The following is a 24,206-nucleotide window of genomic DNA, read 5'->3' as shown; positions in this document are numbered from 1 at the left end:
TGTCCCCAGTCTTGCTGTCCCCAGTCTTGCTGTCCCCAGTCTTGCTGTCCCCAGTCTTGCCGCGCCCTTCACCCCCCCGCCTCCACCGCCGCCCGCATCTTGTCCATGCCCTCGCTCAGGTCCGCCGCGATCGCCCTTCGCGCGCCCTCGGCGTCGCCGGCCTTCAGCGCCTCCAGAGCCTCGGCGTGGCGGTCGGCGACCAGGCCGTCGGCCCCGACCCGGCCGAACACCACCCGCATGAACGGCCCGATCTGCAGCCACAGCCCGCCGGCCATCGACAGCAGCACGTCGGCCTCGGCCTGTTCGTAGATCGCGAAGTGGAAGCGGTGGTTGGCGGTCATGTAGCGGTCGACGTCGCCGAGGGTCAGGGCGGCGTCGACCTCCTCGTCGATGGACTGCAGAAGCTTGATCAGGGCGGCGTCGGCGCGCGGCGCGGCGCGGGCCGCCAGCTCGGGCTCAATCCACAGCCGCGCCTGGGACAGTTGCTCCAGCCGCGCGGCGGTCAGCGACGGGACCGAGAGCCGCTTGTTGGCGGGGTTGATCGCCAGGGCCCGCTCGGCCACCAGCCGCCGCACGGCGTCGCGCACCGGCATCGGCGAAACCCCGAGCTCGGCGGCCAGGCTGCGCAAGGACACCCCGACGCCGGGGGCGATGCGACCGGTGATCAGGGCCTGGCGGATGGCCTCGTAGACCTGGTCGTGGACGGCTGGATTGTCGGCCAGGGGGCGCCTTTGCGAGGACTTGGGAGGTTTCGGTTCGGACATCTCCCCCTCCCCCTTCCTTTTTAAACCCGCTCATCCCGGCGAAAGCCGGGACCCAAGCTGACGCTCGGGATGACGTTCAGCCTGGCCGTCCCTCGGCGCTCCGCCCGGAGACTCGGCTTGGGTCCCGGCCTTCGCCGGGATGAGCGGAGGTGAGGGGTTGCCAGGAGGCCTGCAATTGCGATCACAATGCAAGACTCCTCGCAAGGCGCCAGCATCGGAAAACGCTCATGCCAGAAACCCGCGCCAACGACCTCGACGCCTTCTGGATGCCGTTCACGCCCAACCGGCGCTTCAAGGCCAATCCGCGGATGCTCAGCCACGCCGAGGGCATGTGGTACCGCACGCCGGACGGCCGCGAGATTCTCGACGCCACCTCGGGCCTGTGGTGCGTCAACGCCGGACACAATCGTCCGAAGATCGTCGAGGCCATCCGCCGCCAGGCCGGCGAGATGGACTTCGCCCCGACCTTCAACATGGGTCACCCCGCGGCCTTCGCCTTCGCCAGCCGCGTCGCCCAGATCACCCCGCCGGGCCTGGACCGCATCTTCTTCACCAACTCCGGTTCGGAGTCGGTCGACACCGCCCTGAAGATCGCGCTCGCCTATCACCGGGCCCGCGGCAAGGGGACCAAGACCCGGCTGATCGGCCGCGAGCGCGCCTATCACGGGGTCGGGTTCGGCGGCATCTCGGTGGGCGGCATCCCGACCAACCGCAGGTATTTCGGCTCCCTGCTGACCGGCGTCGACCACCTGCCCCACACCCACGGCGTGGCCGGCAACCTGTTCAGCCAGGGCCAGCCCAAGAACGGGGCGCAGCTGGCCGACGCCCTGGAGGCCATCGTCGCCCTGCATGACGCCAGCAACATCGCCGCCGTGATCGTCGAGCCCGTCGCGGGGTCAACCGGCGTGCTGGTGCCGCCCGAGGGCTACCTGCAACGCCTGCGGGCGATCTGCGACAAGCACGACATCCTGCTGATCTTCGACGAGGTGATCACCGGCTTTGGCCGGGTCGGCGCGGCCTTCGCGGCCGAGCGGTTCGGGGTGACGCCGGACATGATCTGCATGGCCAAGGGCCTGACCAACGCCGCCGTGCCGGCCGGGGCGGTGGCCGCCTCCGACACGATCTACCAGGCGATGATGGACGGCGCCGACGCGGCCATCGAGCTGTTCCACGGCTACACCTATTCGGCCCACCCCCTGGCCTGCGCGGCCGGGATGGCGACACTGGAGGTCTACCAGGAGGAGGGCCTCTTCCAGCGCGCGCTGGAGATGGAGCCCTATTGGCGACAGGCCGTGCATTCCCTGCGCGACGCCCGCCACGTCATCGACATCCGCGACTTCGGCCTGATCGCCGGCATCGAGCTGGAGCCCCGCCCGGGCGCGCCGACCGCCCGGGCCATGGCGGCGTTCGAGACCGCCTTCGACCAGGGGCTGCTGACGCGGGTGACGGGCGACATCATCGCCCTGTCGCCGCCGCTGATCATCGAGAAGCCGCAGGTGGACCGAGTGGTGGAGACGATCCGGACGGTGTTGAGCGGGGTCGACTGAACGCCTACGCCGTCGGACGTCTAACCCCCTCACCCTCCCAAGCTTTGCTTGGGCCCTCCCTCTCCCCATGGGAGAGGGTATAAGGAGGGATGACCCTCACCAACGCCCGCTCGACCAAGCCCGCCCCGATCAGCGCCAACGCCGTGATCCTGGCGGCGATCTTCGCCGGCCTGGCCATCGCCCTGGCCCGGCTGCCCGATCCGCCCGGCGTGCTGACCTTCGCCTTCGTGGTGGTCGGATGGATCCTCAGCGTGGCGATCCACGAGTTCTGCCACGCCTTCGTGGCCCACAAGGCCGGCGACCACACGATCGCCGAGAAGGGCTACCTGACCCTCGACCCGCTGAAATACACCGACCTGTCGACCAGCCTGGTCCTGCCGCTGCTGGCCCTGGCCATGGGCGGCATCGGCTTTCCGGGCGGGGCGGTCTATCTGCGCGACGACCTGATGCGCAGCCGCCGGGGCCGGGCCCTGGCCTCGCTGGCCGGACCGCTGGGCACGCTGCTGGTGCTGGCCTGCCTGGCGATCGGCCTGGCCGCCGACCGGACGTTCGGCGCCCGGGACAGCGCCCTGACCCACGCGGCCGCCTTCCTGGCCCTGCTGCAGGCCTGGGCGCTGATCCTCAACCTGCTGCCCCTGCCGGGCCTGGATGGCTTCGGGGTGATCCGCCCCTACCTGCCGCCGGACATCCAGCAGAAGGCGGTGCGCCTGGGCAACCTGGTGTTCATCGGCCTGTTCCTGGCGATCTTCTTCGTGCCGCCGGTGTCGCGCCTGTTCTTCGGCGCGGCCTTCCTGCTGGCCCACATGTTCGGCGTCGCCGGGCCGGACATCGGCGCGGGGTATGAGAGCTTCCGGTTCTGGACGGCGTTGGCGGGGTGAGACGTCGGGCGCCTTAACTCCTCACCCTCCCACCGCTGCGCGGCGGGCCCCTCCCTCTCCCAAAAGGAGAGGGTTCGAGGATGCCGCCCCCTCCTCGGCCGTCTGCACCAGGCAGCCGTACCAGCCCATGCCGGCATAGGTTTCGTAGCCGGGCGTCAGGGCGTAGCCGACCGTGCGGGCGCCGTCGGCGTAGCTGCCCATGGCGCCGCCGGTGGTGTCGAGCTTGAAGGTCTCCTCCAGCACGCCCTGGCCGTCGGAGGCGGCCAGCACCCGGTGGTTCTGGTCGAGCAGCAGCACCCGCGAACGGGCCTTCTCCTCCTCGGTCAGCCGCACGCCGTCGACCACCGCCTGGGCCTGGGGCTTCCAGTCGAAATGGACGCCCAGCACGCCCAGAACCTTGCCATTGGCCTGGCCGCCGGCCCGGATGGCCGTGGCGTAGGTGGCGACCGGGGCGTCGTTCAGGGCCTTGACCCGCTCGATGTCGCAGACGGTGAACTCGTCGCCCGACCTGGTGCGCAGGGCCTGCTGGAACCAGGCGGCGTCGGCCACCGAGGCGGTCTTCGCGCCCGGATAACGGTCCGGCCGGCCGCTGGCGATCACCCGCCCGGACGGGTCGCAGATCCACAGGTCCAGATAGACGGTGTAGGCGTCGAGGATCACCTTCAGCCGCTGGCTGGCATAGGCCACGGCCTCGCGGCTCGGGGCGGCGACGCAGTCGACCACGGCGCTGTCGGTGGCCCACCAGCGCACGTCGCAGGTGCGCTCATAGAGGTTGCGGTCGATGATCTCGATGGCGTTGAGCGCCAGGTCGGCCAGGCGCTGGCCGCGCAGGTGGCCAAGGATCGCCCCGCCGATCTTGGTCAGTTCGTCGAGATCGGCCCGCACCTGGCTTTCCAGGGCGGCGGCCACCACGTCGATCTGGGTGGAGATGGTCTTGAACTCCTCGGCCACGATCGCGAAGCCGCGCCCGGCCTCGCCGGCCCGGGCGGCGACGATCAGGGCGTTGATGGCCAGCATCTTGGCCGAGCGGTTGACATAGGCGATCTCGCCGATCTTCTCGCCGGCCACGGCGCTGAGGCGCTCGGACAGCTCCAGGATGCGTTCTGGACGGAGGCTGGCGTCGTCGTTGGCCATGGGTGGTTTCCCCCGAAACCGGGCGGCGGGACGCGGAAAACCCGAATCACTCGCCAGACGGGCGAGGATGACACCAGTGTCAGGTTCGCGGCATGGGGGTCGGACAATAGGTCGCGCGATTTGGTGGGCCAGATAGGACGAACATCGGAAGTGTGCCCGATATTGAGGCAAACCACGCCTCGGTTGCGATCATATCGCCCTCTCCCGGAGGGAGAGGGCTTTTACTGGCCCCTCACCTTTGCCGCTCGCCCCGCTTTCCTCTACAAGCCCCCGCATGTCGCACAACACCTTCGGCCACCTGTTCCGCGTCACCACCTGGGGCGAAAGCCACGGCCCGGCCCTGGGCTGCGTGGTCGACGGCGTGCCGCCGGGCATCGCCCTGACCGCCGAGCTGATCCAGGGCTTCCTCGACAAGCGCCGGCCCGGGAACGGCAAGTTCGTCACCCAGCGCCAGGAGGCCGACGCGGTGAAGATCCTGTCGGGGGTGTTCGAGGACGCGCGCAGCGACGGCCAGCGCACCACCGGCACGCCGATCTCGCTGATGATCGACAACACCGACCAGCGCTCCAAGGACTATGGCGAGATCGCCCAGGCCTTCCGGCCCGGCCACGCCGACTACCCCTATTTCGCCAAGTACGGCGTCCGCGACTATCGCGGCGGCGGCCGCAGCTCGGCCCGCGAAACCGCCGCCCGGGTGGCGGCCGGCGCGATCGCCCGCCTGGTGATCCCCGGCGTCACGGTGCGCGCCGCCCTGGTGCAGATCGGCCCGCACAGGATCGACCGCGCGCGCTGGGACTGGAACCAGATCGAACAGAACCCCTACTGGTCGCCCGACGCCGGCATCATCCCGGTGTGGGAAGAGCACCTGGAGACCGTGCGCAAGGCCGGCTCGTCGACCGGCGCCGTCGTCGAGGTGGAAGCCACGGGCGTGCCGGCCGGCTGGGGCGCTCCGCTGTACGGCAAGCTCGACGCCGAACTGGCCGCCGCCCTGATGTCGATCAACGCCGCCAAGGGCGTCGAGATCGGCGAGGGCTTCGCCTCGGCAGCGCTGTCGGGCGAGGAGAACGCCGACGAGATGCGGATGGGCGATGACGGGCCGGTGTTCCTGTCCAACCATGCCGGGGGCGTGCTGGGCGGCCTGTCGACCGGCCAGCCGGTGACGGCCCGGGTGGCGTTCAAGCCGACCTCCTCGATCCTGACCTTGCGCCAGAGCCTCAACGAGGCCGGCGAGGAGGTCGACCTGCGCACCAAGGGCCGCCACGATCCGTGCGTGGGCATCCGCGGCGTGCCGGTGGTCGAGGCGATGACGGCTTGCGTGCTGGCCGACGCGTTCCTGCGGCACCGGGCCCAGACCGGCGGCGGGGCGTTCACGCCGGGCGGCGAGGGGCGGGTTTAAAGAGTCCTACCCCTTGCGCGCCTCCGGCCATTCCTCGGGGCGCATGATCAGGGTCGGGCGCAGGAACGGCGACTGGACGCGGTCGTAGGCGAAGAGATCGAGGTCACGGCAGATGAGTTGAAGCAACTCACCGCCACTGACCTCCGGCGCGGGCTCGTCATGCATCTGGCTCCAGAGCTCCAGGGCCTCTCGTTTAATGAGATCATCGCGGGACGCCATGTGACTTGAAACTCCTTCACGCCCTCAACTCTTCGCCGCGCGACTCGTTCCTGAGTTTTTCGTTGACAAACGGTAATCAACCGTCGCTGTCGTTAACTATAGTCTTGAGTTGAGCGGCCAGATCGCTGCCAGACTCGCCGAACCCTCCTGCCGGCGCACGATCGGGACCGCGTCCCGCGCGAGCCCGCCAGCCTCGGCCGCGCTCGGCCTGACGCCTGAAAACACTCAGTTTTCCGGCCGATTTCCGGTTGACCGATCATTACGCCCCCGTAATGTCTCGCCGGTCGGGCGGCCTCGCGGAGCGCCTTCCCTTCCCGGTTGCGCCCCCGCGCGATCCTGACCGACGAACCGAGGACGCGTGCGCTTCGATCTGCTCAAGATTCTGCTGATCGACGACAATCAGCACATGCGCATGCTGCTGACCGAGATCCTGCGGGCGCTGGGCGTGCGCCACGTCTTCGAGGCCCTCGACGGGGCCGAAGCCCTGCATCTGCTGCGCGAGACGCCGATCGACATCATCATGACCGACCTGACCATGGGGCCGCTGGACGGCATCGACTTCGTCAACCTGCTGCGCAATTCGCCCGACAGCCCCGCCCCGTTCGCCCCGGTGATCATGATCACCGGCCATTCCACCCAGCGCCGGGTGGCCGAGGCCCGCGACGTCGGGGTCAACGAGTTCCTGGCCAAGCCGGTGACGGCGCGCGGCGTGATCCACCGCATCAACCTGATCGTCGAGCACCCCCGCCCCTACATCCGCTGCGAGACCTATTTCGGCCCCGACCGCCGCCGGCGGCAGGACCCGGGCTTCACCGGTCCCTGGCGGCGCTGCGGTGATCCGGGGGTCGCGGAAGCATCGTACTGATCGGCGGACACATAGCGGCCATCGGACGCGGCGACCCTGGCGCCGCGCCGGGCTAGAAGGCGATCCCTGGTTTTCCCGTGAGTACCCGCCATGACCGTCCGCCGCGTCACCCTCGCCCTATCCCTGCTGGCCGTCGCGCTCGGCGCCCAGGGCTGCCTGGCCGTCGCGGCCGGCGGCGCCGTGGTCGGGGCGGCCGGAGCCGTGGTCGGCACGGGCGCCAAGGTGGTGGTCGCCACCGGCAAGGCGGTCGTCCCGGGCGAGAGCAAGGAGGACCGCGAAAAGCGCGAATTCAAGGAATGGAAGAAGCAGCGGCGCGACTAGGCTCGGGCCGCCGCAAGACGCCTTCCGCTTATCGACTCATCTTGCGCTGACGCCTCGCACAACGTCAGATGGCGCCGCCATACAGCGGTGGGTGATCGATCATGTTCGAGAACGGCCTGACGAAACGGGTCCTGGGCGGGCTCGCCGCAATTATGCTCACCATGACGGCGGCGACGGGGAACGCGGCGCCGGCGGCGGCGGCTGCCCCGCCTAGCGAGGCCGAGATCGCGGCCATTCTCAAGACCCGGGTCGAGACCGAGCGGCGCACGATCGGCGTGGTGGTGGGGGTGATCGACGCCAAGGGCCGCCACATCATCGTGACCGGCGCGCGCGGCGCCGGCGATACCCGGCCGCTGGATGGCGACACCGAGTTCGAGATCGGCTCGGTGACCAAGGTCTTCACGTCGCTGCTGCTGGCCGACATGGTTCGGCGCGGCGCGGTGGCGCTCGACGACCCGGCCGCCAAGTACCTGCCGCCGGGTGTCAGCCTGCCCCAGCGCGGCGGCCGCCAGATCACGCTGATCGACCTGGCCACCCACACCTCCGGCCTGCCCCGGATACCGGGCAACTTCACGCCCAGGGATCCGAGCAATCCCTACGCCGACTATGACGACGCCAAACTCTACGCCTTCCTGCCCACCGCGCCCCTGAACAGCGACATCGGTACGACCTATGGCTATTCCAACCTCGGCGTGGGCCTGCTGGGCCAACTTCTGGCGCGGCGGGCGAGAACGTCCTACGCCGACCTGGTCCAGGCGCGGATCACCGGGCCTCTGGGCCTGAAGGACACGACGATCACCCTGACCCCGGCCCAGAAGGCCCGCCTGGCCGTGGGCCATGACAGCGGCCTGTCGCCGACGCCTTATTGGGATCTCGACGCCCTGGCCGGGGCGGGTGCCTTGCACTCCACCGCCAACGACCTGCTGGCCTTCCTGGCGGCGGAGTTGGGCTATGTCGACACGCCGCTGAAGGGAGCCATGGCCGACCAGTTGGTCCCACGCCGCCCGGCGGGCGGAAACCTGAAGGTCGCACTGGGCTGGCACATCTCGCCCGGGCCTGGAGCGTCCGGAGACCCCGCTGGCGAGATCGTCTGGCACAATGGCGGCACCGGCGGTTTCCGCAGTTTCGTGGGCTTCGACAAGGCGCGGGGCGTGGGCGTCGTGGTCCTGATGAACACCTCCAACGACGTCGGCGGCGACGACATCGGCATGTACGTCCTGACCGGCGCGCCCGTCTCCAAGTCCGCCCCGCCCCGCCAGACGGTTCCGGTCGCGACCGAGATCCTCGACCGCTATGTCGGTCAGTACCAGCTGACGCCGGCGATGCTGGTCACCGTCACCCGGCAGGACAAGCGGCTGATGGCCCAGCTGACCGGTCAGCCGATATTCGAGATCTTCGCCGAAAACCCGACCGACTTCTTCTGGAAGGTGGTCGACGCCCAAGCCCATTTCGAGGTCGGCCCCGACGGCAAGGCGACCAGCCTGACCCTGCACCAGAACGGCCGCGAAATGATCGCCCCGCGCCTGCCGTGACGGCTCCAGACCCGCCCAGCCTTCAACGCCCAGCCTTCAACGCCAAGCCTACCCCACCGCCTCGCCCGGCGCGTACAGCCGCATCGGCCGCACCTCGTAGGCGCCGCCGGGATTGGCCTTGCCCAGCTGGCGGGCGACATCGAGGGCGTCGTCCATGTCGGCGACGTCGATCACGTAGAAGCCCAGGAACTGCTCCTTGGTCTCGGCATAGGGGCCGTCGTGCACGAAGGGCGGATCGGACTTCACCAGGGTCTTGGCGCTGCCGGTGGCCTGCAGCCGGCCGGACGGGCCCAGCTTGCCCTCGGCGATCAGCTTGTCATGGACGACCGAGAGCCGGCCCATGACGGCGTCGTCCTCTTCCTGGGTCCAGCCCATGACCTGGGCCTCGTTGTTGTAGCAGATCAGCATGAAGAGCATTCGCGGCTTTCCCCGGCGTCATGGACGGTAGGGATAGGGCACGAGACCGCGCGTGAAAACCCTCTCCCATAGGGAGAGGGTGAACTACAGCACCAGCGCGCAGCTCTCGCCGATCGTCGGGCGCGAGATCACCACGCGCGACAGGCCCGGAAACCGGGGCGTCAGGCGGTCGGCGAAATAGAGGCAGAGGCGCTCCAGGGTGGGGCTCTCCAGGCCGGGGCGGTCGTTGAGCAGGCCGTGGTCCAGCTCGGCGGCCACCGCCTTCAGCGCCGCGTCCAGGCCGTCGAGGTCGGCGACCCAGCCGGCGACCTGCATGGTCCCGCGCACGCTGGCCTCGACCTTGAACGAGTGGCCGTGCAGCTTGCGGTAGCGATGGTCGGCGGGACCTTGCTCGATGTAATGCGCCGCGTCGAAATGCGCGGCCTTCGTGATCTCGAAGACGGGCTTCATCAGGTACTTCTTTTGACAAGGCCTGGGAGGCTCTAGCGGCTCGACCCTGTCACCAGGTCGAGCGCCTTATCCGTCAGGGCAGGCCGAGATATTTGTGCGTCTGGACGCTTAAACGCCATTGTGGGTGCGAAAGGCAATAGGCGACGGCCAATTGCGTGTTGCGCTCGCGGTCCGGCCCGTCCATCGGCTGCAGGTAGAAACGCTCGAAATCCAGGGTCGCGAAGCGTTCCGGCAGGGCCTTGTCCTGCGGGTAGACCAGCTTCAGCTCCTGCCCCCGTGTCTGGACGACGGGGGCGTCGGCCTTGGGGCTGACGCAGACCCAGTCGATTCCTTCGGGCGCTTCGAGCGTGCCGTTGCTCTCGACCGCGATCATGAAGCCGCGGGCGTGCAGGGCGTCGATGGCGGCGGCGTCCAGCTGCAGCAGCGGCTCGCCGCCGGTGCAGACCACCAGGCGGTCGTCGAGGCCACCGGTCCAGGCGGCTTCCACCGCCTCGGCCAGCAGGTCGGCCGTGGCGAACTTGCCGCCGCCCTCGCCGTCCGTGCCCACGAAGTCGGTGTCGCAGAACGTGCAGACGGCCTTGGCGCGATCCTGCTCACGGCCGGTCCACAGGTTGCAGCCGGCGAACCGGCAGAACACCGCCGCCTTACCAGCCTGCCCGCCCTCGCCCTGCAGGGTGAGGAAGATTTCCTTGACGGAGTAGGTCATCGAACGGCGCCGACCTCAAGCCAACCCAAACCCGTTTCCCCGACGAAGGTCGGGGCCCAGGTGAAACCCACGAGACACCCAGGATGAATCTGGGTCCCGGCCTTCGCCGGGAAAACGGAAAAATGAGGCACGATCATGCGAGTTCAAGACGCCCGCTTGCGTCCCATTCCTCATACCCCCGCTGGCGCAGCTCGCACGCGGGGCATTCCCCGCACCCATGCCCCCAGGCGTGCAGTTCGCCGCGTTCGCCCTGGTAGCAGGTGTGGCTCTCGACCACGATCAGGTCGACCAGGTCCTCGCCGCCCAGCTGTTTGGCCAGAGCCCAGGTCTGCGCTTTCGTCAGCTTCATCAGCGGGGTCTCGATGACGAAGTCGCGGTCCATGCCCAGGTTCAGGGCGCTCTGCATGGCGTCCAGGGTGTCGCGGCGGCAGTCGGGATAGCCCGAGAAGTCGGTCTCGCACATGCCACCGACCAGAGCCCCCAGGCCCCGGCGATCGGCCAGGGCGGCGGCGTAGATCAGGAACACCAGGTTGCGGCCGGGCACGAAGGTCGAGGGCAGGCCGCGCTCGGTCATCTCGATGGCGACGTCGGCGGTCAGGGCCGACTGGGCCACCGCGCCGAAACCCTTGAGGTCCAGCACGTGATCCTCGCCCAGCCGGTCGGCCCAGTGCGGGAAGCGCTCGGCCATCTGGTGGCGCACGGCGACCCGGGCCTGCATCTCGATGACATGGCGCTGGCCGTAGTCGAAGCCGACGGTCTCGACCCGGGCGTAGCGCTCCAGGGCCCAGGCCAGGCAGACGCTGCTGTCCTGGCCGCCGGAGAACAGCACCAGGGCGGCGTCGGGGCGCGCTCCAGGCGAAGCGCCGGAAGCCGCGGAAACTTGGAAGGTGGACATGGCCCCTCTCTACACGAGGCCGCCGGGATTGGCACGTGGGGGACGCCGATGGCGACACACGCGCTCACGGCAAGGCCCCGGCCGGGCTCGCGCAGGTCCCGCCATGAGTGTGTGTGTCCCCGGCTCATCACGTGTGAAACAATCGTTTCGAACGCCGATATTTGGACTGTACCTTCAGCGCGAATAGGACAGTATGGATGGCGCGTGAGCCTAGTCCACGCACGGGATCGGGGCCCGGATCCACGCTTGACGCAACGTCAGGCGCCGAACCCTCTTTTCTAATTTCTCCGAAAACTTACCCGCCTCAGGTGAATGTGACCTTAGGTAAAGTGAAAAGGCGTAACCTATCGATGATTACTTACGCCAAGGCCGGTTGACAGGCCAAGTTACCAAGTATGCAATCCGTTTATGCTGCGAAGGGTTTGCCGTACACCCCGCGTGGTGCACAAAAGTATGGCGCCGAGGAAACAACGCGACGTCCGCAGGATCCGTCATAAGGAGCCGCGACGTCCAGGGAGGGAATAGAATGTCGCAATCTCTGCGTATGCGGAGCCTGCTGGCCATGGGCGCTTCGGCGGCCGTGCTCGCAGCCGTCGCCGCCCCAGCCTTCGCCCAGACCGCCCCACAAGGCGGGGGCAACGTGCTCGAGGAACTGGTCGTCACCGCTCAGAAGAAGGAGGAAGCCCTTCAGGACGTGCCGATCGCGGTCTCCGCCTTCAGCCAGGACACCCTGGAAGCGCAGAAGATCGACGGCGGCCCCAACCTGATGCAGGCCATCCCGAACGTCAGCTTCGCCAAGGGCAACTTCACCAACAGCTTCAACTTCGCGATCCGCGGCATCGGCAACAAGGCCGTCGGCGTCTCGACCGATGGCGGCGTCGGCGTCCATGAGAACAACGCGCCCCTGCAGTCGGGCAACCTGTTCGACGCCGAGTTCTTCGACGTGGAGCGCGTCGAAGTGCTGCGCGGCCCGCAAGGCACGCTGTACGGCCGCAACGCCACCGGCGGCGTGGTCAACATCATCACCGCCAAGCCGACCGACGAGTTCGAGGCCAACATCCGCGCCGAGGTCGGCAACTACGGCACCCAGAAGCTGCGCGGCATGATCAACATGCCGATCTTCGGCGACAAGCTGGCCGTCCGGGTGGCGGGCAACTACCTGAAGCGCGACGGCTTCGCCACCAACACCTTCAACAGCCACAAGGTCGACGACCGCGAGCTCTATTCGACCCGCGTGTCGGTGATGTTCAACCCGATCGAGTCGCTGCGCACCAACTTCATGTGGGAGCACTTCGACGAGGACGACAGCCGCTCCCGCGTCGGCAAGCAGCTCTGCACCAAGGACCTCGGCCCGGCCACGGTCGGCGGCGTACCCAGCGGCGTGGCGCGGCGCTTCCTGTCCCAGGGCTGCCTGTCCGCCTCGCTGTACGGCGACAGCGCCTACGGCACGGTCAACACCTCGGGCACCCTGACCGGCGAACTGGGCAACATCTTCGGCTTCACCAGCGGCGACGCCAACGCCGGCGACACCACCAGCCGCAACCTGCGCGAAATCGAGTCGCTGTTCGACCCGATCTACCAGTCGAAGTCGGACATCTACCAGTTCAACCTGGCCTACGACCTGACCGAGAACCTGACCTTCACGGCCATGACCTCGTACAGCAAGGGCAAGGTCTATACGAAGCTGGACTACAATCGGAACGTCTCGACCGTGCCGTTCAACAGCACGGGCCTGACCCCCGGCGGCTTCTTCACCGACCCGCAGGTCGGCACGACCAACAAGTTCACGACGCTCGACGTGTCGTCGGGCAACTCCAAGCAGTTCAGCCAGGAGTTCCGCCTGCAGTCGGCCTTCGACGGTCCGCTGAACTTCAACATCGGCGGCATCTATTTCGACTACAAGACCACCACCGACTACTACGTGATCGGCAACTCGCTGACCCTGTCGGCCCTGGCCCTGAACTTCCAGCGGACCGGCAATCCCAACTGCAACCCGGTGACCCTGCCGACCAGCTGTATCGGCATCGACCCGAACGCCACCCCGGACGGCAGCGGCCACAACTATTATGACAACCGCTCGCCCTATCACCTGAAGTCGAACGCCATCTTCGGCGAGCTGTACTGGCAGGCCAACGAGAAACTGAAGTTCACCCTGGGCCTGCGCCGCACCCACGACGACAAGCGCCTGCAGGTCTACGACACCGTCCTGCTGTCGCCAGGCATCGGCCTGAAGCAGAGCACGACGACGCCGGAAGAAAAGTCGGTCTTCGACGAACTGACCGGCCGCTTCGGCTTCGACTACAAGCTGACCGACGACAACCTGCTCTACGCCTTCTATTCCAAGGGCTACAAGGGCGGCGGCTCCAACCCGCCCGCGGCGGCCGGCTCGGCCAGCGTCAAGCCGCAGTTCGACCCGGAATTCGTCAACGCCTTCGAGCTGGGATCGAAGAACACCCTGATGGGCGGCAGCGTGATGCTGAACGCCACCGGCTTCTACTATGACTATCAGGGCTACCAGATCTCCAAGATCGTCAACCGCACCTCGGTCAACGAGAACGTCAACGCCACGGTCTACGGCCTGGAACTGGAGTCGGTCTGGTCGCCGGTCCACAACCTGAAGCTCAACGCCAACGTCGGCTATCTGCACACCAAGATCGCCAGCGGCGTCTCGTCCATCGACACCATGAACCGCACGCAGAGCAACCCGCTCTACACCGTGGTCAAGGCGGGCCCCAGCCTGCCCAACGTCGCGGTCGGCTCCAACTGCGTGCTGACCACCGCCGGGGTGGCGACGATCATCGCGGCTGGCGCGGGGGCCACCATCCCGTTCGCCTGCGGCGGCGCGGCGGTCTACCAGGCCTTCCTGCAAACCCCCGCCGCGGCGGGCGGCGCGGGCCTGCCGGCCGGCACGGCGGCCTTCCTGGCCAACGCCACGGGCCTGTTCAACTACGGCCCGGGCTATTCGATCGAGGGCACGGCGGCGAATCTGGGCGGCAACGAACTGCCCAACTCGCCGCATTGGACCACCTCGGTCGGCGCCCAATACACCTGGGACTTCGCCGACGGCTGGTCGGCCACCCTGCGCGGCGACTATTACCGCCAGAGCAAGCAGTACACGCGGGTCTACAACACCGCCTATGACCAACTGAAATCGTGGAACAACGCCAACATCACCCTGAAGGTCGAAAAGCCCGACTGGGGTCTGCAGATCGACGCCTACGTCAAGAACCTGAGCAACAAGACGCCGATCACCGACGCCTACACCACCGACGACAGCTCGGGCCTGTTCACCAACCTGATCACGCTGGAACCGCGCCTCTACGGCGTCAGCCTGACCAAGTCGTTCTAGGTCAACTCGATTGGGGACAGGCGCATGCGCCTGTCCCCAGTCTGGACACCACCAGGGAGGGCGGCGGAGCGATCCGCCGCCCTCTTCGCGTGCGCGACCTTTCGTCCCACCCGGAAAAGGGAAAGTCGTTTGGCCATTTACGACTCCGCAACGCCAATCAGGCCAAGGTAGGATCCCAATGGACGCCTGCCCGAACGGCCGCATGGACACGCTCGCCCGCCTTATCGACCGCCGAGCCCCGATCGACCCGACGACGCCATGCGCCGACGTCCGGGCGATCTTCCTCGCCGAACCGCACATCGCCGCGCTGGCCGTGGTCGAGAAGGGCAAGCCCGTGGGCCTGGTCTATCGCGACGTGATGCTGGGCCAGATGGCCGTCGCCGCCGACACCCTGGGCCCGCGCTCGATCGTCGAGGTGATGGACCTGGGGCCGCGCGTCGTCGCCCTGGACCTCGACCCCGACGCCTTGGTCGAACGCATCTCGCAGAGCGCCATCCCGGTGTTCCGCAGCGCCTTCATCGCCGTGGACGAGGCCGGGGACTATGTCGGAGTCGGCGGCCTGACCTCGCTGCTGAGCTCGCACCGCCGCAAGCAGCGCGAAGCCGGCGAGGCCATGGCCCTGGTCGAGCGCATGGCCACCGACATCGGCCACCACCTGGAAGGCGTGCTGGCCTTCACCGAACGGCTGGAGCAGTCGCGCCTGACGCCCGACGCCAGCGCTTATGTCCGCGCCATCGGCGAGACCAGCCGCGACATGAGCGCCGTGCTCGGCCGCGCCATGGACCTGCGCCGCGCCGCCGTGGGCGACCTGGTGCTCGACCTGGCCCCGTCCCTGCTGCGCGACCTCAGCGACGCCGTCGAGGCGCGCTGGAGCGCCCGCGCCGCCGAGGGCGGCTCGACCCTGCTGTTCTCCTATGACGGCGACCCCGAGGCCACGGCCCTGATCGACGCCAACCGGGTGCTGCAGGTGTTCGACGCCCTGATCGACAGCGCCCTGTCCAGCGGCCGCGGCGTCATCGAGGCCAGCCTCAAGGCCCGCGGCGTCGAGGGCGGGCTGCGGCTGGAAGGCCGCGTGCGCGACAACACCGGCGGCTCGCCGCGGGACCGCCTGGCCCGGGTGTTCGACCCGCTGGGCGCGGCGCGCATCGAGGACCGCAGCGAACTGGCCCTGGGCGTCGGCATGGCCCTGGCCCACAGCCTGACCCGCGCCATGGGCGGCCCGCTGAAGGCCGAGGCCAATCTGGGCGCCGGCCTGACCCTGCAATTCTCGCTGGTGGCCCCGACCGCCAGCCTGGCCGACGACCGTCACGCGGCCCCGACCCTGGACGCCCGCTCGGCCCACATCCTGATCGTCGACGACAACGCCACCAACCGCATGGTCGCCGAGGCCCTGTGCGAGATGTTCGACTGCACCTCCGAACAGGTGGTCGACGGGATCGAGGCGGTCGAGGCGGCCCGTTCGGGGCGGTTCGACCTGATCCTGATGGACATCAAGATGCCGCGCATGGACGGAATCACCGCCACCCGCGCCATCCGCGAACTGCCCGGCCGCGCCGGCTCGGCGCCGATCGTCGCCCTGACCGCCAACGCCGATCCGGCCGACGTCCAGACCTATATCGCCGCCGGAATGCAGGACGTGGTCGAAAAGCCGATCAAGCCCGAGCGCCTGGCCGTGGTGCTCAGCGCCCTGCTCGGCGGCGAGGACGACGAAGCCGAAGCGGCGGCCTAGGGTCCGCCTACCGCTCCCGCCACTGTGTCAGCACCATCGGCCCGAACGCCGCGCAGATGCCGCAGGCGTCGGCCAGCAGGTCGAACCACGAGGCGTCGCGGCCGATGATCGGCAGGCCCTGCAAAATCTCGATCAGGCCGCCGAAGGCCAGCACCACCAGGCCGATGCGCCACAGGCGGCTGCGCGGCAGAGCCAGGCTGGCCAGGGTCGCCAGCACGTAGAAGACGATGAAGTGCTTGGCCTTGTCCCAGGGGATCAGGCCGACGCTGTCGTCGCCCGGAACAAGGGCCCGCCACAGGGCGAAGGCCGAAGCGGCCACGAAGACGGCGAAGACCAGGCGATTGATCTTGCGGCGGACGCGAGGCGGCATGCGGACTCCTGAGGGTGACGGTCCCGACTAGCCGCTGCGGCGCGGCTTGGGAACGGCGTTCCGAGGCCTGCTCGACTTCCGCTTCGTCTCTGCACGGAATCTGCGAATGCGGACTTGGCTGGGGACAGGCGCATGCGCCTGTCCCCGACCGAGAAGGATCCGGGTCCTAGAACGTCAGGGCGCGGGCTTCCTTGACGTGCGGCAGGGCCTGGATCTTGCCCAGCAGGACCTCGTCCGGGGCCTGGTCGACGCCGACCAGGGCGATGGCGTCCTCGTCGGCGGAAAGCCGGCCCAGGTTGAAGGTGGCGATGTTGACGCCCGCCTCGCCCAGCAGCATGCCCAGGGCGCCGATGAAGCCCGGCTTGTCGAGGTTGTTGATGTAGAGCATGGCCGGCGAGAAGCCCGCGTCCAGCTCCATGCCCTTGACCTCGACCATGCGCGGCGCGCCGGCGATCACCGTGCCGGCGAAGGCGCGCTTGCCCTTCTCGGTGGTGATGGTGATGCGCATCAGGCTGTCATAGGTGGGGCTGACCTCCTGGCGGCTCTCGGAGACGGTGATGCCGCGTTCCTTGGCCACGGCCGGCGCGGAGACCATGTTGATCTCGGCCAGCATCGGCTTGAGGATTCCGGCCAGGGCGGCCGAGGTCATCGGCTTGACGTTGAGGTTGGACACCTCGCCCTCGTAGGCGATGTCGATGGCCAGGATGCCGAAGTCGACCATCTGGCCGGCCAGGGCGCCGATCTTCTCGGCCAGGGCCACGAACGGCTTCAGCTTGGGGGCTTCCTCGGCGCTGATCGACGGGCTGTTGAGGGCGTTGGTCACCGCGCCGGTCAGCAGGTAGTCGCTCATCTGCTCGGCGACTTGCAGGGCGACGTTCTCCTGGGCTTCGTTGGTGCTGGCGCCCAGGTGCGGGGTGGCCACGACCTTGTCCGAACCGAACAGCGGGTTGGCCTTGGCCGGCTCCTCGGTGAAGACGTCGAAGCCGGCGCCGCCGACATGGCCGCTGTCGAGCAGTTCGCGCAGGGCGACCTCGTCGACCAGGCCGCCGCGGGCGCAATTGACGATCAGCACGCCCTTCTTGGTCTTCTTCAGGGCGTCCGCCGACAGGATGTTGCGGGTCTTGTCGGTCAGCGGGGTGTGCAGGGTGATGACGTCGGCGCGGGCCAGCAGCTCGTCCAGCTCGACCTTCTCGACGCCGATCTCGATGGCGCGTTCCGGCGACAGGAAGGGGTCGTAGGCCACGACCTTCATCTTCAGGCCCAGCGCCCGGTCGGCGACGATGCCGCCGATGTTGCCGGCCCCGATCAGGCCCAGGGTCTTGGCGTACAGCTCCACGCCCATGAAGCGGTTCTTCTCCCACTTGCCGGCCTGGGTGGAGACGTCGGCGGCGGGCAGTTGGCGGGCCAGGGCGAACATCATGGCGATGGCGTGCTCGGCGGTGGTGATCGAGTTGCCGAACGGGGTGTTCATCACCACGATGCCGGCGGCGGTGGCGGCCGGGATGTTGACGTTGTCGACGCCGATGCCGGCCCGGCCGATGACCTTCAGCTTCTTGGCGGCGGCGATCACCTCGGGGTCGGCCTTGGTGGCCGAACGGACGGCCAGGCCGTCATAGTCGCCGATGATTTCCAGCAGTTCGGCCTTGGAGAGGCCGGTCTTGACGTCGGCCTGGACGCCGCGGGCGGTGAAGATGGCGACGGCGGCGGGGGACAGGCTGTCGGCGATGAGGACGCGGGGAGCGGTCATGGAGGTGTTCCTTGCGGAGAATGTTGAGAACACTCCCCCCTCCGGCGCTTCGCGCCGCCTCCCCCACAGGGGGAGGGCTTGGAAGCGAAGTCCTCCCCCTGTGGGGGAGGTGTCGGCGAAGCCGACGGAGGGGGGAGTTCTAAGGCTTTAAGCGGCGGCCAGTTCGGCGCAGACGGTCGCGAACGCCCAGTCGAGCCAGGGCGTCAGGGCCTCGACGTCCGAGGCCTCCACCGTGGCGCCGCACCAGATGCGCAGGCCGGCCGGGGCGTCGCGGTAGCCGCCGATGTCGAGGGCGGCGCCCTCCTTCTCGAGCAGGCTGGCCAGCTTCTTGGCGAAGTCGGCCTGGGCGTCTTCCGGCAGGGCGGCGATTGTCGGATCGACCACCTTGAGGCACACCGAGGTGTTGGAGCGGATGTCCGGCGTGGCCGCCAGGAAATCGACCCACGGGGTCTTGGCCACCCAGTCGGCCAGCACCGCCAGGTTCTGGTCGGCGCGGCCCTGCATGGCTTCCAGCCCGCCGATCGAGGCGGCCCACTTCAGGGCGTCCAGGGCGTCTTCGACACACAGCATCGACGGCGTGTTGATGGTCGCGCCTTCGAAGATGTCGGCGGCGATCTTGCCGCCTTTCGTCATCCGGAACAGCTTCGGCATCGGCCAGGCCGGGGTGTAGCTCTCCAGTCGCGCCACGGCGCGCGGCGACAGGATCAGCACGCCGTGCGCGCCCTCGCCGCCCAAGGCTTTCTGCCAGGAGAAGGTCACGACATCCAGCTTGGTCCAGTCCAGCTCCTGGGCGAAGGCGGCGCTGGTGGCGTCGCAGATGACGATGCCTTCGCGGTCGGCGCTGATGAAGTCGGCGTTCGGGACGCGGACGCCCGAGGTGGTGCCGTTCCAGGTGAAGACCAGGTCCTTGGCCGGATCGACCTTGGCGGTGTCCGGCAGCTGGCCATAGGGCGCGTCGAGCACCTCGACATTGGGCAGCTTCAGCTGCTTGGTCACGTCGGTGACCCAGTCCTTGCCGAAGGATTCGAAGGCCATGACCTGCACCGGGCGGGCGCCCAGCATCGACCACATCGCCATCTCGACGGCGCCGGTGTCGGAGCCGGCGACGATGCCGATCAGGAAGTCCTCGGGGACCTCCAGCACTTCGCGCGTCTGGTCGATGGCGGCCTTCAGGCGGCCCTTGCCCAGCTTGGAGCGGTGCGACCGGCCCAGCACGGCGTTTCTGAGATTTTCGGGGGTCCAGCCGGGCCGTTTGGCGCAGGGGCCGGAAGAGAACTCGGGACGAGCCGGGCGGATCGCCGGCTTGGCGAGGGGGGTGGTCATAGCGATGTCTCCCATCCTTACAGATGGACAGCGCCCCGTTGGGGGGGCGTGGCCCGCCGGCGAGAAACAGTGTTTTCGCGATGAAGGCAAGGAGAGATTTTGCCGCGGAACGAACGAATCGTCCGCGCCCGGCAATTATTTTGCGGCGCGGAGCTTGGCCTGGACGCGGGCCTGGCGGCGCCAGGACGCGAAGATGCCGAACAGGATGCAGATCAGCACCCCGGCGGAGTTCAGATTGTTGACGATGCGGTAGGTCTGGTCGTGCGGCAGGTCGCCGACGATGTAATAGGCGTGCAGGCTGAACTGGATCGCCTGCAGCAACATCGCGCCGCCCAGCCAGGGACTGGCATAGCGCAGGGCCAGCATCAGGAAGCTAAGGCCGTACAGCCCCTCGCAAAGCAGAGAGACGACGGCCTGGCTAGGTTCCGGCAGCAGAAACTGGATCGGTATGGACACGATAGAGCCGATCAGGACGATGACGCTGCCCCAGCGCTCCGCGGGGGAGCCTCTGGTCCACGCCAGACCGCACACCACAAGAGTGGCGGCCCATCCAAAGAACGGCGCTAGCTGAACATGCATCCCTAGAGTCTCTAACGTGAATTGGAGACTCTAGGGATTAAACTCTTGCAATATTGCTTAGCTGGCTTCGGCCAGACGGTCGTCGGCCACCGGAGCCGCTTCCATCTTGAATTCCCAGCCCATCATCTTGGTGCGGACACCGAGGCGCAGGCGGACTTCGTCCATCACGGCGTGCGCGTCGACCATGGCCGTACGGGCTTCCGACAGAGCGGCGACCGCGGCGACGACCTTGGCGGTGGCGCCGGCGCCGACCGTCGCCGACAGGTTCAGATCCTTACGGGTCTGGACCAGTTCCGCCATCATTTCAGCGGCTTGAACCATGGCCGCATCGATCGCGGCTTCGGTTGCGTGCAGCTTGGCGGCCGCGCGCTTAACAACAAAAACCTTTTCCATGCCCCGTCTCCTTAATGAAAGCCTAAGAAGCGAGGTAAACGGAAAGTTAAAAATTATGCAAACAGAAATGCCCCCTAACGTTGTTTTGTCGCACCTTCGTCGTGTCTTGGAAGCGAAGCGTTAGGAAGATTGGGTCAAGCTAAACCCTGGGATTCTCCTAGGACGGGAAATGATCGACGACAGCCGCAACTCCGAAGTCGCGACCCATGCGCCTTTGCAGGCGCGAATCGCGGTTGTCGCCCTGACCACGACCGTGGCCGCGCTATTGGCGGCGTGTCTGTGCTTCATGCTCCAGCAGTGGAGCGTCGCCCGACAGGAATCCAAGGCCAGCCACGAGATCCTGGCCCAGATGGTGGCGGCCGGCGCCGCCGCGCCCATGGCCGACCACAATACCGTCGGCGCCTACCGCGCCCTGGAAGCGGTGGCCAAGGCCCCGAACGTCGTCGCCGTGCGTCTGACCGACATGCAGGGTCAGGTCACGGCCCAGATCGGCTCCGGCGCGGGCGCGAACGTCGAAACCCTCACCCGGCCGATCATGCTGGGCTCGCGTCAGGTCGGCGCCCTGGCGCTGATGGCCAAGCGCCCCAGCCTGGTGGACATCCTGGCCCGCGACCTGGCCCTGACCGGCACCCTGTTCTTCGGATCGGCAGGCCTGGCGATCCTGCTGGCCAACGGCCTGGCCCGCCGCATGACCAAGCCGATGGAGCGCCTGTCCCAGGCCATGCGCGAGGTCGCCGCCGACGGCCGCTTCAAGCCCATCGTGCAGGCCGCCGACGACGACGTCTTCCACAGCCTGACCGACAGCTTCAACCACCTGGTCTCGCGGCTGGAGATCAACGACCACGACCTGCGCGGCGCCATGGCCGAACTGGTCAAGGCCCGCGACGACGCCAACGCCGCCAACGTCCTGAAATCGCACTTCCTGGCCAATATGAGCCACGAGATCCGCACGCCCCTGAACGGCGTGCTGGCCATGACCGAGGTGATGGCCATGGGCGAGTTGAACGCCGTCCAGCGCGAACGCCTGTCGGTGATCCGCGAATCCGGCGCCCTGCTGCTGTCGGTGCTCAACGACGTGCTGGACCTGTCCAAGATCGAGGCCGGACGCCTGGACCTGGTCGAGCGCGACTTCGACCTGGCCAGCCTGGCCCTGTCGGTCCGCGAATCCTACGCCACCCAGGCCCGCCAGAAGGGCCTGGAATTCGGCGTCTTCGTCGCCCCCGAAGCCCTGGGCGCCTGGCGCGGCGACGCCGACCGCCTGCGCCAGATCCTCGGCAACCTGGTCTCCAACGCCCTGAAGTTCACGCTGGAGGGCTCTGTCTCGGTGCGGTTCGCCTCGGCCGACGACGGGCGGGGCCTGCGCATCGACGTGGTCGACACCGGCATCGGCATCGACGCCGAGACCCTGCCGCGGTTGTTCGACAAGTTCGTCCAGGCCGACAGCTCGACCACGCGCCGGTTCGGCGGCTCGGGCCTGGGCCTGTCGATCTGCAACGAACTGGCCACGCTGATGGGCGGCGGCGTGCACGTCCAGAGCCGCGAAGGCCAGGGCTCGACCTTCACCGTCGTGGTCGCCATGCCGCGCGGCGAGGCCGTCGCCCCCATCGCGGTCGAACCCGCCCCGCCGCCGGTCGAGTCCGAGCGCCGCCTGCGGGTGCTGGCCGCCGACGACAATCCCACCAACCAGAAGGTCATCGCCGCCGTCCTGGCCCCGCTGGGCGCCGAGGTCGAGCTGGTGGCCGACGGCGCGGCCTGCGTCGACGCGTGGAAACGCGGCGGCTTCGACATCGTGCTGATGGACATCCACATGCCGGTGATGGACGGCGTCGAGGCCGCCCGCACCATCCGCGGCCTGGAGATCAGCGAGGGCCGCAAGCGCATCCCGATCGTGGCGGTCACCGCCAACGCCCTGGTCCACCAGGTCGAGGGCTACATGGCCGCCGGCATGGATGGCCACGTCGCCAAGCCGATCGAGGTGACCAAGCTCTACGACGCCATCGAAACCGCCGTGGCCGCCTCGCGCAAGAACGGCTCCAAGGTGGCGGCGGCCTGATAACACCGCTCATCCCGGCGAATGCCGGGACCCAGATCCCAAAGCACCAAGGATGATGGGACAGGCCCCGCGCCTCTGGCGTCAGCCCCACGTCATGCCATCTGGGTCCCGGCATTCGCCGGGATGAGCGGATGTTTGGGCGGGTTCAGCTACCTGAACGCCACATAACGAGCGGCTCAGAACCGCTTCAGACGCGGTGTGGTCTCTTGAGGTCAACGTCATCCAACCGGATGGCGGACCCGTTCAAGAGGAACCGTACCGATGAAAAAGATTCTGCTTTCGATCGCCGCGGTCTCGGCCGTCGCCGCCACCGCCCTCCCCGCCGCCGCCATGGCCCAGTCCTATGACCGGGGCCACGACGACCGCGGCGGCTGGAACCAAGGCGGCGACCGCGTCGCCCGCCTCGACCAGCGCATCGACATGGGCATCCGCAACGGCAGCCTGGACCGCCGGGAAGCCTGGCGCCTGAAGGGCGACCTGCGCGAAACCGCCCGTCTGCAATACCGCTACGGCCGTGACGGCCTGACCCGCTGGGAGCGCGCCGACCTGGATCGTCGCTTCGACCGCATCAGCGCCCAGATCCGCTACGAGCGCCATGACCGCGACTACGGTTACGGCTACGGCCGCGACCGTTACTAGCCCTCGGCGCTAACCGAGAGCCGGCGCGCCCCTCAGCCGGCTCTCGACCATCGTGAAGCCGCGGCCGCGCAACAGAACGCGCGCGCCGCGGTCTTCGCATTCCAGGTCGCCGCCCCGGCCCGGATAGGCCTGGTGGTAGCGCAGCGTCGCCCGGCCCAGGCGTTCGGAGAACAGCGGGGCCAGGATGCAGTGGGCCGAGCCGGTGGTCGGGTCCTCGGGGATGCCGCAGCCCGGGGCGAAGAAGCGGCTGACCACCTCATAGGGCCGGCCGGGGTCGGCCAGGGCCACGACCACGGTCTGTCCCGGCCCGCCGGTCGCCTCGCCCCCGATGCCCACCAGCGCGGCCTGGTCGGGCTTCAGGCCCCGCACCGTCGCCTCGTCCTTCAGGACCGCCACCAGATAGATCCCCGCCCACATCTCGACCGGATCGACGCCCAGGGCCTCGGCCAGGCCCTGGGGGACCGGAATCCGGCGCGGCGGATCGGCCGGGAAGTCCATCTCCAGCCCCTCGCCGTCCCGACGCACGGTCAGCTCGCCCGCCAGGGTGTCGAAGGTGATCAGCGGCGCGTCCAGGGCCAGTTCGGCGAACAGCACGTGGGCCGAGGCCAGGGTGGCGTGGCCGCAGATCGGCGCCTCCACCGTCGGCGTGAACCAGCGCAGGCCGAACCGCGCCGGGTCGGCGGTCTTCAGCAGGAAGGCGGTTTCGGCCTGGTTGTTCTCGGCGGCCAGGGCCTGCATCCAGGCCGGCGCGGGCCAGGCGTCCAGCGGCTCGACCACGCAGGCCGGATTGCCCTTGAACGGGCCGGAAGCGAAGGCGTCGACGGTCCACTGGCGCATGGCGGGGTCTTTCGAAGATTGATCTTCCGCAGTGGTAGGGTCGAGCCGTCTCTAGATCAAAGC

At 68.3% G+C, this 24,206-nt stretch carries 23 protein-coding genes; 10 read left to right on the top strand and 13 right to left on the bottom strand.

The features are described 5' to 3' along the window. Nucleotides 1–68: 68 nt before the first annotated feature. Nucleotides 69–764 (bottom strand): GntR family transcriptional regulator, encoded by a 696-nt coding sequence (locus ASD79_RS04135; RefSeq protein ID WP_056719738.1) that lies wholly within the window; start codon nt 762–764, stop codon nt 69–71. A gap of 227 nt (nt 765–991) precedes the next feature. On the opposite strand from ASD79_RS04135, the gene ASD79_RS04130 reads away from it, so the two are divergent. Both ASD79_RS04130 and ASD79_RS04125 read left to right on the top strand, forming a co-directional pair. Then, the gene (locus ASD79_RS04130; protein WP_056719737.1) at nt 992–2,311 is read left to right on the top strand and encodes an aspartate aminotransferase family protein; all 1,320 of its coding nucleotides are present in this window, start codon (nt 992–994) and stop codon (nt 2,309–2,311) included. Between the two features lie 89 nt (nt 2,312–2,400). Then, nucleotides 2,401–3,189, top strand: coding sequence for a site-2 protease family protein (locus ASD79_RS04125; protein ID WP_056719736.1), 789 nt, complete (start codon nt 2,401–2,403; stop codon nt 3,187–3,189). Nucleotides 3,190–3,210: 21 nt separating this feature from the next. Here the strand turns inward: ASD79_RS04125 and ASD79_RS04120 are convergent, their stop codons facing one another. Next, nucleotides 3,211–4,323: a cache domain-containing protein gene (locus ASD79_RS04120; RefSeq protein ID WP_056719735.1), complete on the bottom strand. Its 1,113-nt coding sequence runs from the start codon at nt 4,321–4,323 to the stop codon at nt 3,211–3,213. Nucleotides 4,324–4,597: 274 nt separating this feature from the next. Here ASD79_RS04120 and aroC point away from each other — a divergent pair, with 274 nt between their 5' ends. Then, nucleotides 4,598–5,719 (top strand): chorismate synthase, encoded by a 1,122-nt coding sequence (gene aroC / locus ASD79_RS04115; RefSeq protein WP_056719734.1) that lies wholly within the window; start codon nt 4,598–4,600, stop codon nt 5,717–5,719. Nucleotides 5,720–5,725: 6 nt separating this feature from the next. Here aroC and ASD79_RS04110 read toward each other — a convergent pair whose 3' ends face one another. Continuing rightward, nucleotides 5,726–5,938, bottom strand: a complete 213-nt coding sequence (locus ASD79_RS04110) for a hypothetical protein (RefSeq protein WP_056719733.1) — start codon at nt 5,936–5,938, stop codon at nt 5,726–5,728. A gap of 358 nt (nt 5,939–6,296) precedes the next feature. Here ASD79_RS04110 and ASD79_RS04105 point away from each other — a divergent pair, with 358 nt between their 5' ends. The 3 genes from ASD79_RS04105 to ASD79_RS04095 all read left to right on the top strand — a co-directional run bounded on the left by ASD79_RS04105 (nt 6,297) and on the right by ASD79_RS04095 (nt 8,656). Continuing rightward, nucleotides 6,297–6,803, top strand: a complete 507-nt coding sequence (locus tag ASD79_RS04105) for a response regulator (protein ID WP_056719732.1) — start codon at nt 6,297–6,299, stop codon at nt 6,801–6,803. Between the two features lie 90 nt (nt 6,804–6,893). After that, complete coding sequence (locus ASD79_RS04100; RefSeq protein ID WP_056719731.1) at nt 6,894–7,124, top strand: hypothetical protein; 231 nt, start codon at nt 6,894–6,896, stop codon at nt 7,122–7,124. A 152-nt stretch (nt 7,125–7,276) separates the two neighbouring features. Further along, nucleotides 7,277–8,656, top strand: coding sequence for a serine hydrolase (locus tag ASD79_RS04095; protein ID WP_056719730.1), 1,380 nt, complete (start codon nt 7,277–7,279; stop codon nt 8,654–8,656). A gap of 48 nt (nt 8,657–8,704) precedes the next feature. On the opposite strand, the gene ASD79_RS04090 is transcribed toward ASD79_RS04095, so the two are convergent. The 4 genes from ASD79_RS04090 to queC form a co-directional block, all read right to left on the bottom strand. After that, entirely contained in the window at nt 8,705–9,073 is a 369-nt protein-coding gene (locus ASD79_RS04090) for a YciI family protein (protein WP_056719729.1), read from the bottom strand. Nucleotides 9,074–9,157: 84 nt separating this feature from the next. Next, nucleotides 9,158–9,523, bottom strand: a complete 366-nt coding sequence (locus tag ASD79_RS04085) for a 6-carboxytetrahydropterin synthase (protein WP_056719728.1) — start codon at nt 9,521–9,523, stop codon at nt 9,158–9,160. A 73-nt stretch (nt 9,524–9,596) separates the two neighbouring features. Further along, nucleotides 9,597–10,229, bottom strand: a complete 633-nt coding sequence (gene queE, locus ASD79_RS04080; RefSeq protein WP_056719727.1) for a 7-carboxy-7-deazaguanine synthase — start codon at nt 10,227–10,229, stop codon at nt 9,597–9,599. A gap of 133 nt (nt 10,230–10,362) precedes the next feature. Next, the gene (gene queC, locus ASD79_RS04075) at nt 10,363–11,124 is read right to left on the bottom strand and encodes a 7-cyano-7-deazaguanine synthase QueC (RefSeq protein WP_056719726.1); all 762 of its coding nucleotides are present in this window, start codon (nt 11,122–11,124) and stop codon (nt 10,363–10,365) included. Between the two features lie 526 nt (nt 11,125–11,650). Here queC and ASD79_RS04070 point away from each other — a divergent pair. Continuing rightward, nucleotides 11,651–14,473, top strand: coding sequence for a TonB-dependent receptor (locus ASD79_RS04070; RefSeq protein WP_056719725.1), 2,823 nt, complete (start codon nt 11,651–11,653; stop codon nt 14,471–14,473). 202 nt (nt 14,474–14,675) lie between these two features. Continuing rightward, complete coding sequence (locus ASD79_RS04065) at nt 14,676–16,202, top strand: response regulator (protein WP_056719895.1); 1,527 nt, start codon at nt 14,676–14,678, stop codon at nt 16,200–16,202. A gap of 7 nt (nt 16,203–16,209) precedes the next feature. Here the strand turns inward: ASD79_RS04065 and ASD79_RS04060 are convergent, their stop codons facing one another. From ASD79_RS04060 to ASD79_RS04040, 5 genes are all read right to left on the bottom strand, one after another. Further along, a complete protein-coding gene (locus ASD79_RS04060; RefSeq protein WP_056719724.1) occupies nt 16,210–16,572 on the bottom strand; it encodes a VanZ family protein in 363 nt (120 codons plus the stop codon). A gap of 166 nt (nt 16,573–16,738) precedes the next feature. Continuing rightward, nucleotides 16,739–18,319, bottom strand: coding sequence for a phosphoglycerate dehydrogenase (gene serA, locus ASD79_RS04055; RefSeq protein ID WP_056719723.1), 1,581 nt, complete (start codon nt 18,317–18,319; stop codon nt 16,739–16,741). Between the two features lie 147 nt (nt 18,320–18,466). Beyond that, nucleotides 18,467–19,642 carry a phosphoserine transaminase gene (locus ASD79_RS04050; RefSeq protein ID WP_056719722.1) on the bottom strand — a complete coding sequence of 392 codons (1,176 nt, stop codon included), beginning with the start codon at nt 19,640–19,642 and terminating at the stop codon, nt 18,467–18,469. Nucleotides 19,643–19,777: 135 nt separating this feature from the next. Then, entirely contained in the window at nt 19,778–20,098 is a 321-nt protein-coding gene (locus tag ASD79_RS04045) for a hypothetical protein (RefSeq protein WP_235524312.1), read from the bottom strand. 180 nt (nt 20,099–20,278) lie between these two features. Beyond that, nucleotides 20,279–20,614, bottom strand: a complete 336-nt coding sequence (locus ASD79_RS04040; RefSeq protein ID WP_056719720.1) for a hypothetical protein — start codon at nt 20,612–20,614, stop codon at nt 20,279–20,281. 169 nt (nt 20,615–20,783) lie between these two features. Between ASD79_RS04040 and ASD79_RS04035 the strand changes: the two genes are divergently transcribed. Continuing rightward, nucleotides 20,784–22,667 carry an ATP-binding protein gene (locus ASD79_RS04035; RefSeq protein WP_056719719.1) on the top strand — a complete coding sequence of 628 codons (1,884 nt, stop codon included), beginning with the start codon at nt 20,784–20,786 and terminating at the stop codon, nt 22,665–22,667. 261 nt (nt 22,668–22,928) lie between these two features. After that, the gene (locus tag ASD79_RS04030) at nt 22,929–23,306 is read left to right on the top strand and encodes a hypothetical protein (RefSeq protein ID WP_056719718.1); all 378 of its coding nucleotides are present in this window, start codon (nt 22,929–22,931) and stop codon (nt 23,304–23,306) included. Between the two features lie 9 nt (nt 23,307–23,315). On the opposite strand, the gene ASD79_RS04025 is transcribed toward ASD79_RS04030, so the two are convergent. Beyond that, complete coding sequence (locus ASD79_RS04025; RefSeq protein WP_056719717.1) at nt 23,316–24,143, bottom strand: PhzF family phenazine biosynthesis protein; 828 nt, start codon at nt 24,141–24,143, stop codon at nt 23,316–23,318. Nucleotides 24,144–24,206 lie beyond the last annotated feature (63 nt).

The organism is Caulobacter sp. Root655, assembly GCF_001427665.1.
Lineage (GTDB): Bacteria > Pseudomonadota > Alphaproteobacteria > Caulobacterales > Caulobacteraceae > Caulobacter.
Note: the sequence above shows the minus strand (reverse complement) of the source record. Positions and strands in the feature narration are given on the sequence as shown.

Excerpts from the sequence above, each read along its gene's own strand:
- ASD79_RS04090 (WP_056719729.1), bottom strand. The coding sequence starts at position 9,073 with ATGCTCTTCATGCTGATCTGCTACAACAACGAGGCCCAGGTCATGGGC.
- ASD79_RS04060 (WP_056719724.1), bottom strand. The coding sequence starts at position 16,572 with ATGCCGCCTCGCGTCCGCCGCAAGATCAATCGCCTGGTCTTCGCCGTC.
- ASD79_RS04035 (WP_056719719.1), top strand. The coding sequence starts at position 20,784 with ATGATCGACGACAGCCGCAACTCCGAAGTCGCGACCCATGCGCCTTTG.
- ASD79_RS04025 (WP_056719717.1), bottom strand. The coding sequence starts at position 24,143 with ATGCGCCAGTGGACCGTCGACGCCTTCGCTTCCGGCCCGTTCAAGGGC.
- ASD79_RS04130 (WP_056719737.1), top strand. The coding sequence starts at position 992 with ATGCCAGAAACCCGCGCCAACGACCTCGACGCCTTCTGGATGCCGTTC.
- ASD79_RS04085 (WP_056719728.1), bottom strand. The coding sequence starts at position 9,523 with ATGAAGCCCGTCTTCGAGATCACGAAGGCCGCGCATTTCGACGCGGCG.
- ASD79_RS04070 (WP_056719725.1), top strand. The coding sequence starts at position 11,651 with ATGTCGCAATCTCTGCGTATGCGGAGCCTGCTGGCCATGGGCGCTTCG.
- ASD79_RS04120 (WP_056719735.1), bottom strand. The coding sequence starts at position 4,323 with ATGGCCAACGACGACGCCAGCCTCCGTCCAGAACGCATCCTGGAGCTG.
- ASD79_RS04030 (WP_056719718.1), top strand. The coding sequence starts at position 22,929 with ATGAAAAAGATTCTGCTTTCGATCGCCGCGGTCTCGGCCGTCGCCGCC.
- queC (WP_056719726.1), bottom strand. The coding sequence starts at position 11,124 with ATGTCCACCTTCCAAGTTTCCGCGGCTTCCGGCGCTTCGCCTGGAGCG.
- queE (WP_056719727.1), bottom strand. The coding sequence starts at position 10,229 with ATGACCTACTCCGTCAAGGAAATCTTCCTCACCCTGCAGGGCGAGGGC.
- serA (WP_056719723.1), bottom strand. The coding sequence starts at position 18,319 with ATGACCGCTCCCCGCGTCCTCATCGCCGACAGCCTGTCCCCCGCCGCC.
- ASD79_RS04050 (WP_056719722.1), bottom strand. The coding sequence starts at position 19,642 with ATGACCACCCCCCTCGCCAAGCCGGCGATCCGCCCGGCTCGTCCCGAG.
- ASD79_RS04100 (WP_056719731.1), top strand. The coding sequence starts at position 6,894 with ATGACCGTCCGCCGCGTCACCCTCGCCCTATCCCTGCTGGCCGTCGCG.
- ASD79_RS04125 (WP_056719736.1), top strand. The coding sequence starts at position 2,401 with ATGACCCTCACCAACGCCCGCTCGACCAAGCCCGCCCCGATCAGCGCC.
- ASD79_RS04040 (WP_056719720.1), bottom strand. The coding sequence starts at position 20,614 with ATGGAAAAGGTTTTTGTTGTTAAGCGCGCGGCCGCCAAGCTGCACGCA.
- ASD79_RS04095 (WP_056719730.1), top strand. The coding sequence starts at position 7,277 with ATGCTCACCATGACGGCGGCGACGGGGAACGCGGCGCCGGCGGCGGCG.
- aroC (WP_056719734.1), top strand. The coding sequence starts at position 4,598 with ATGTCGCACAACACCTTCGGCCACCTGTTCCGCGTCACCACCTGGGGC.
- ASD79_RS04065 (WP_056719895.1), top strand. The coding sequence starts at position 14,676 with ATGGACACGCTCGCCCGCCTTATCGACCGCCGAGCCCCGATCGACCCG.
- ASD79_RS04110 (WP_056719733.1), bottom strand. The coding sequence starts at position 5,938 with ATGGCGTCCCGCGATGATCTCATTAAACGAGAGGCCCTGGAGCTCTGG.
- ASD79_RS04135 (WP_056719738.1), bottom strand. The coding sequence starts at position 764 with ATGTCCGAACCGAAACCTCCCAAGTCCTCGCAAAGGCGCCCCCTGGCC.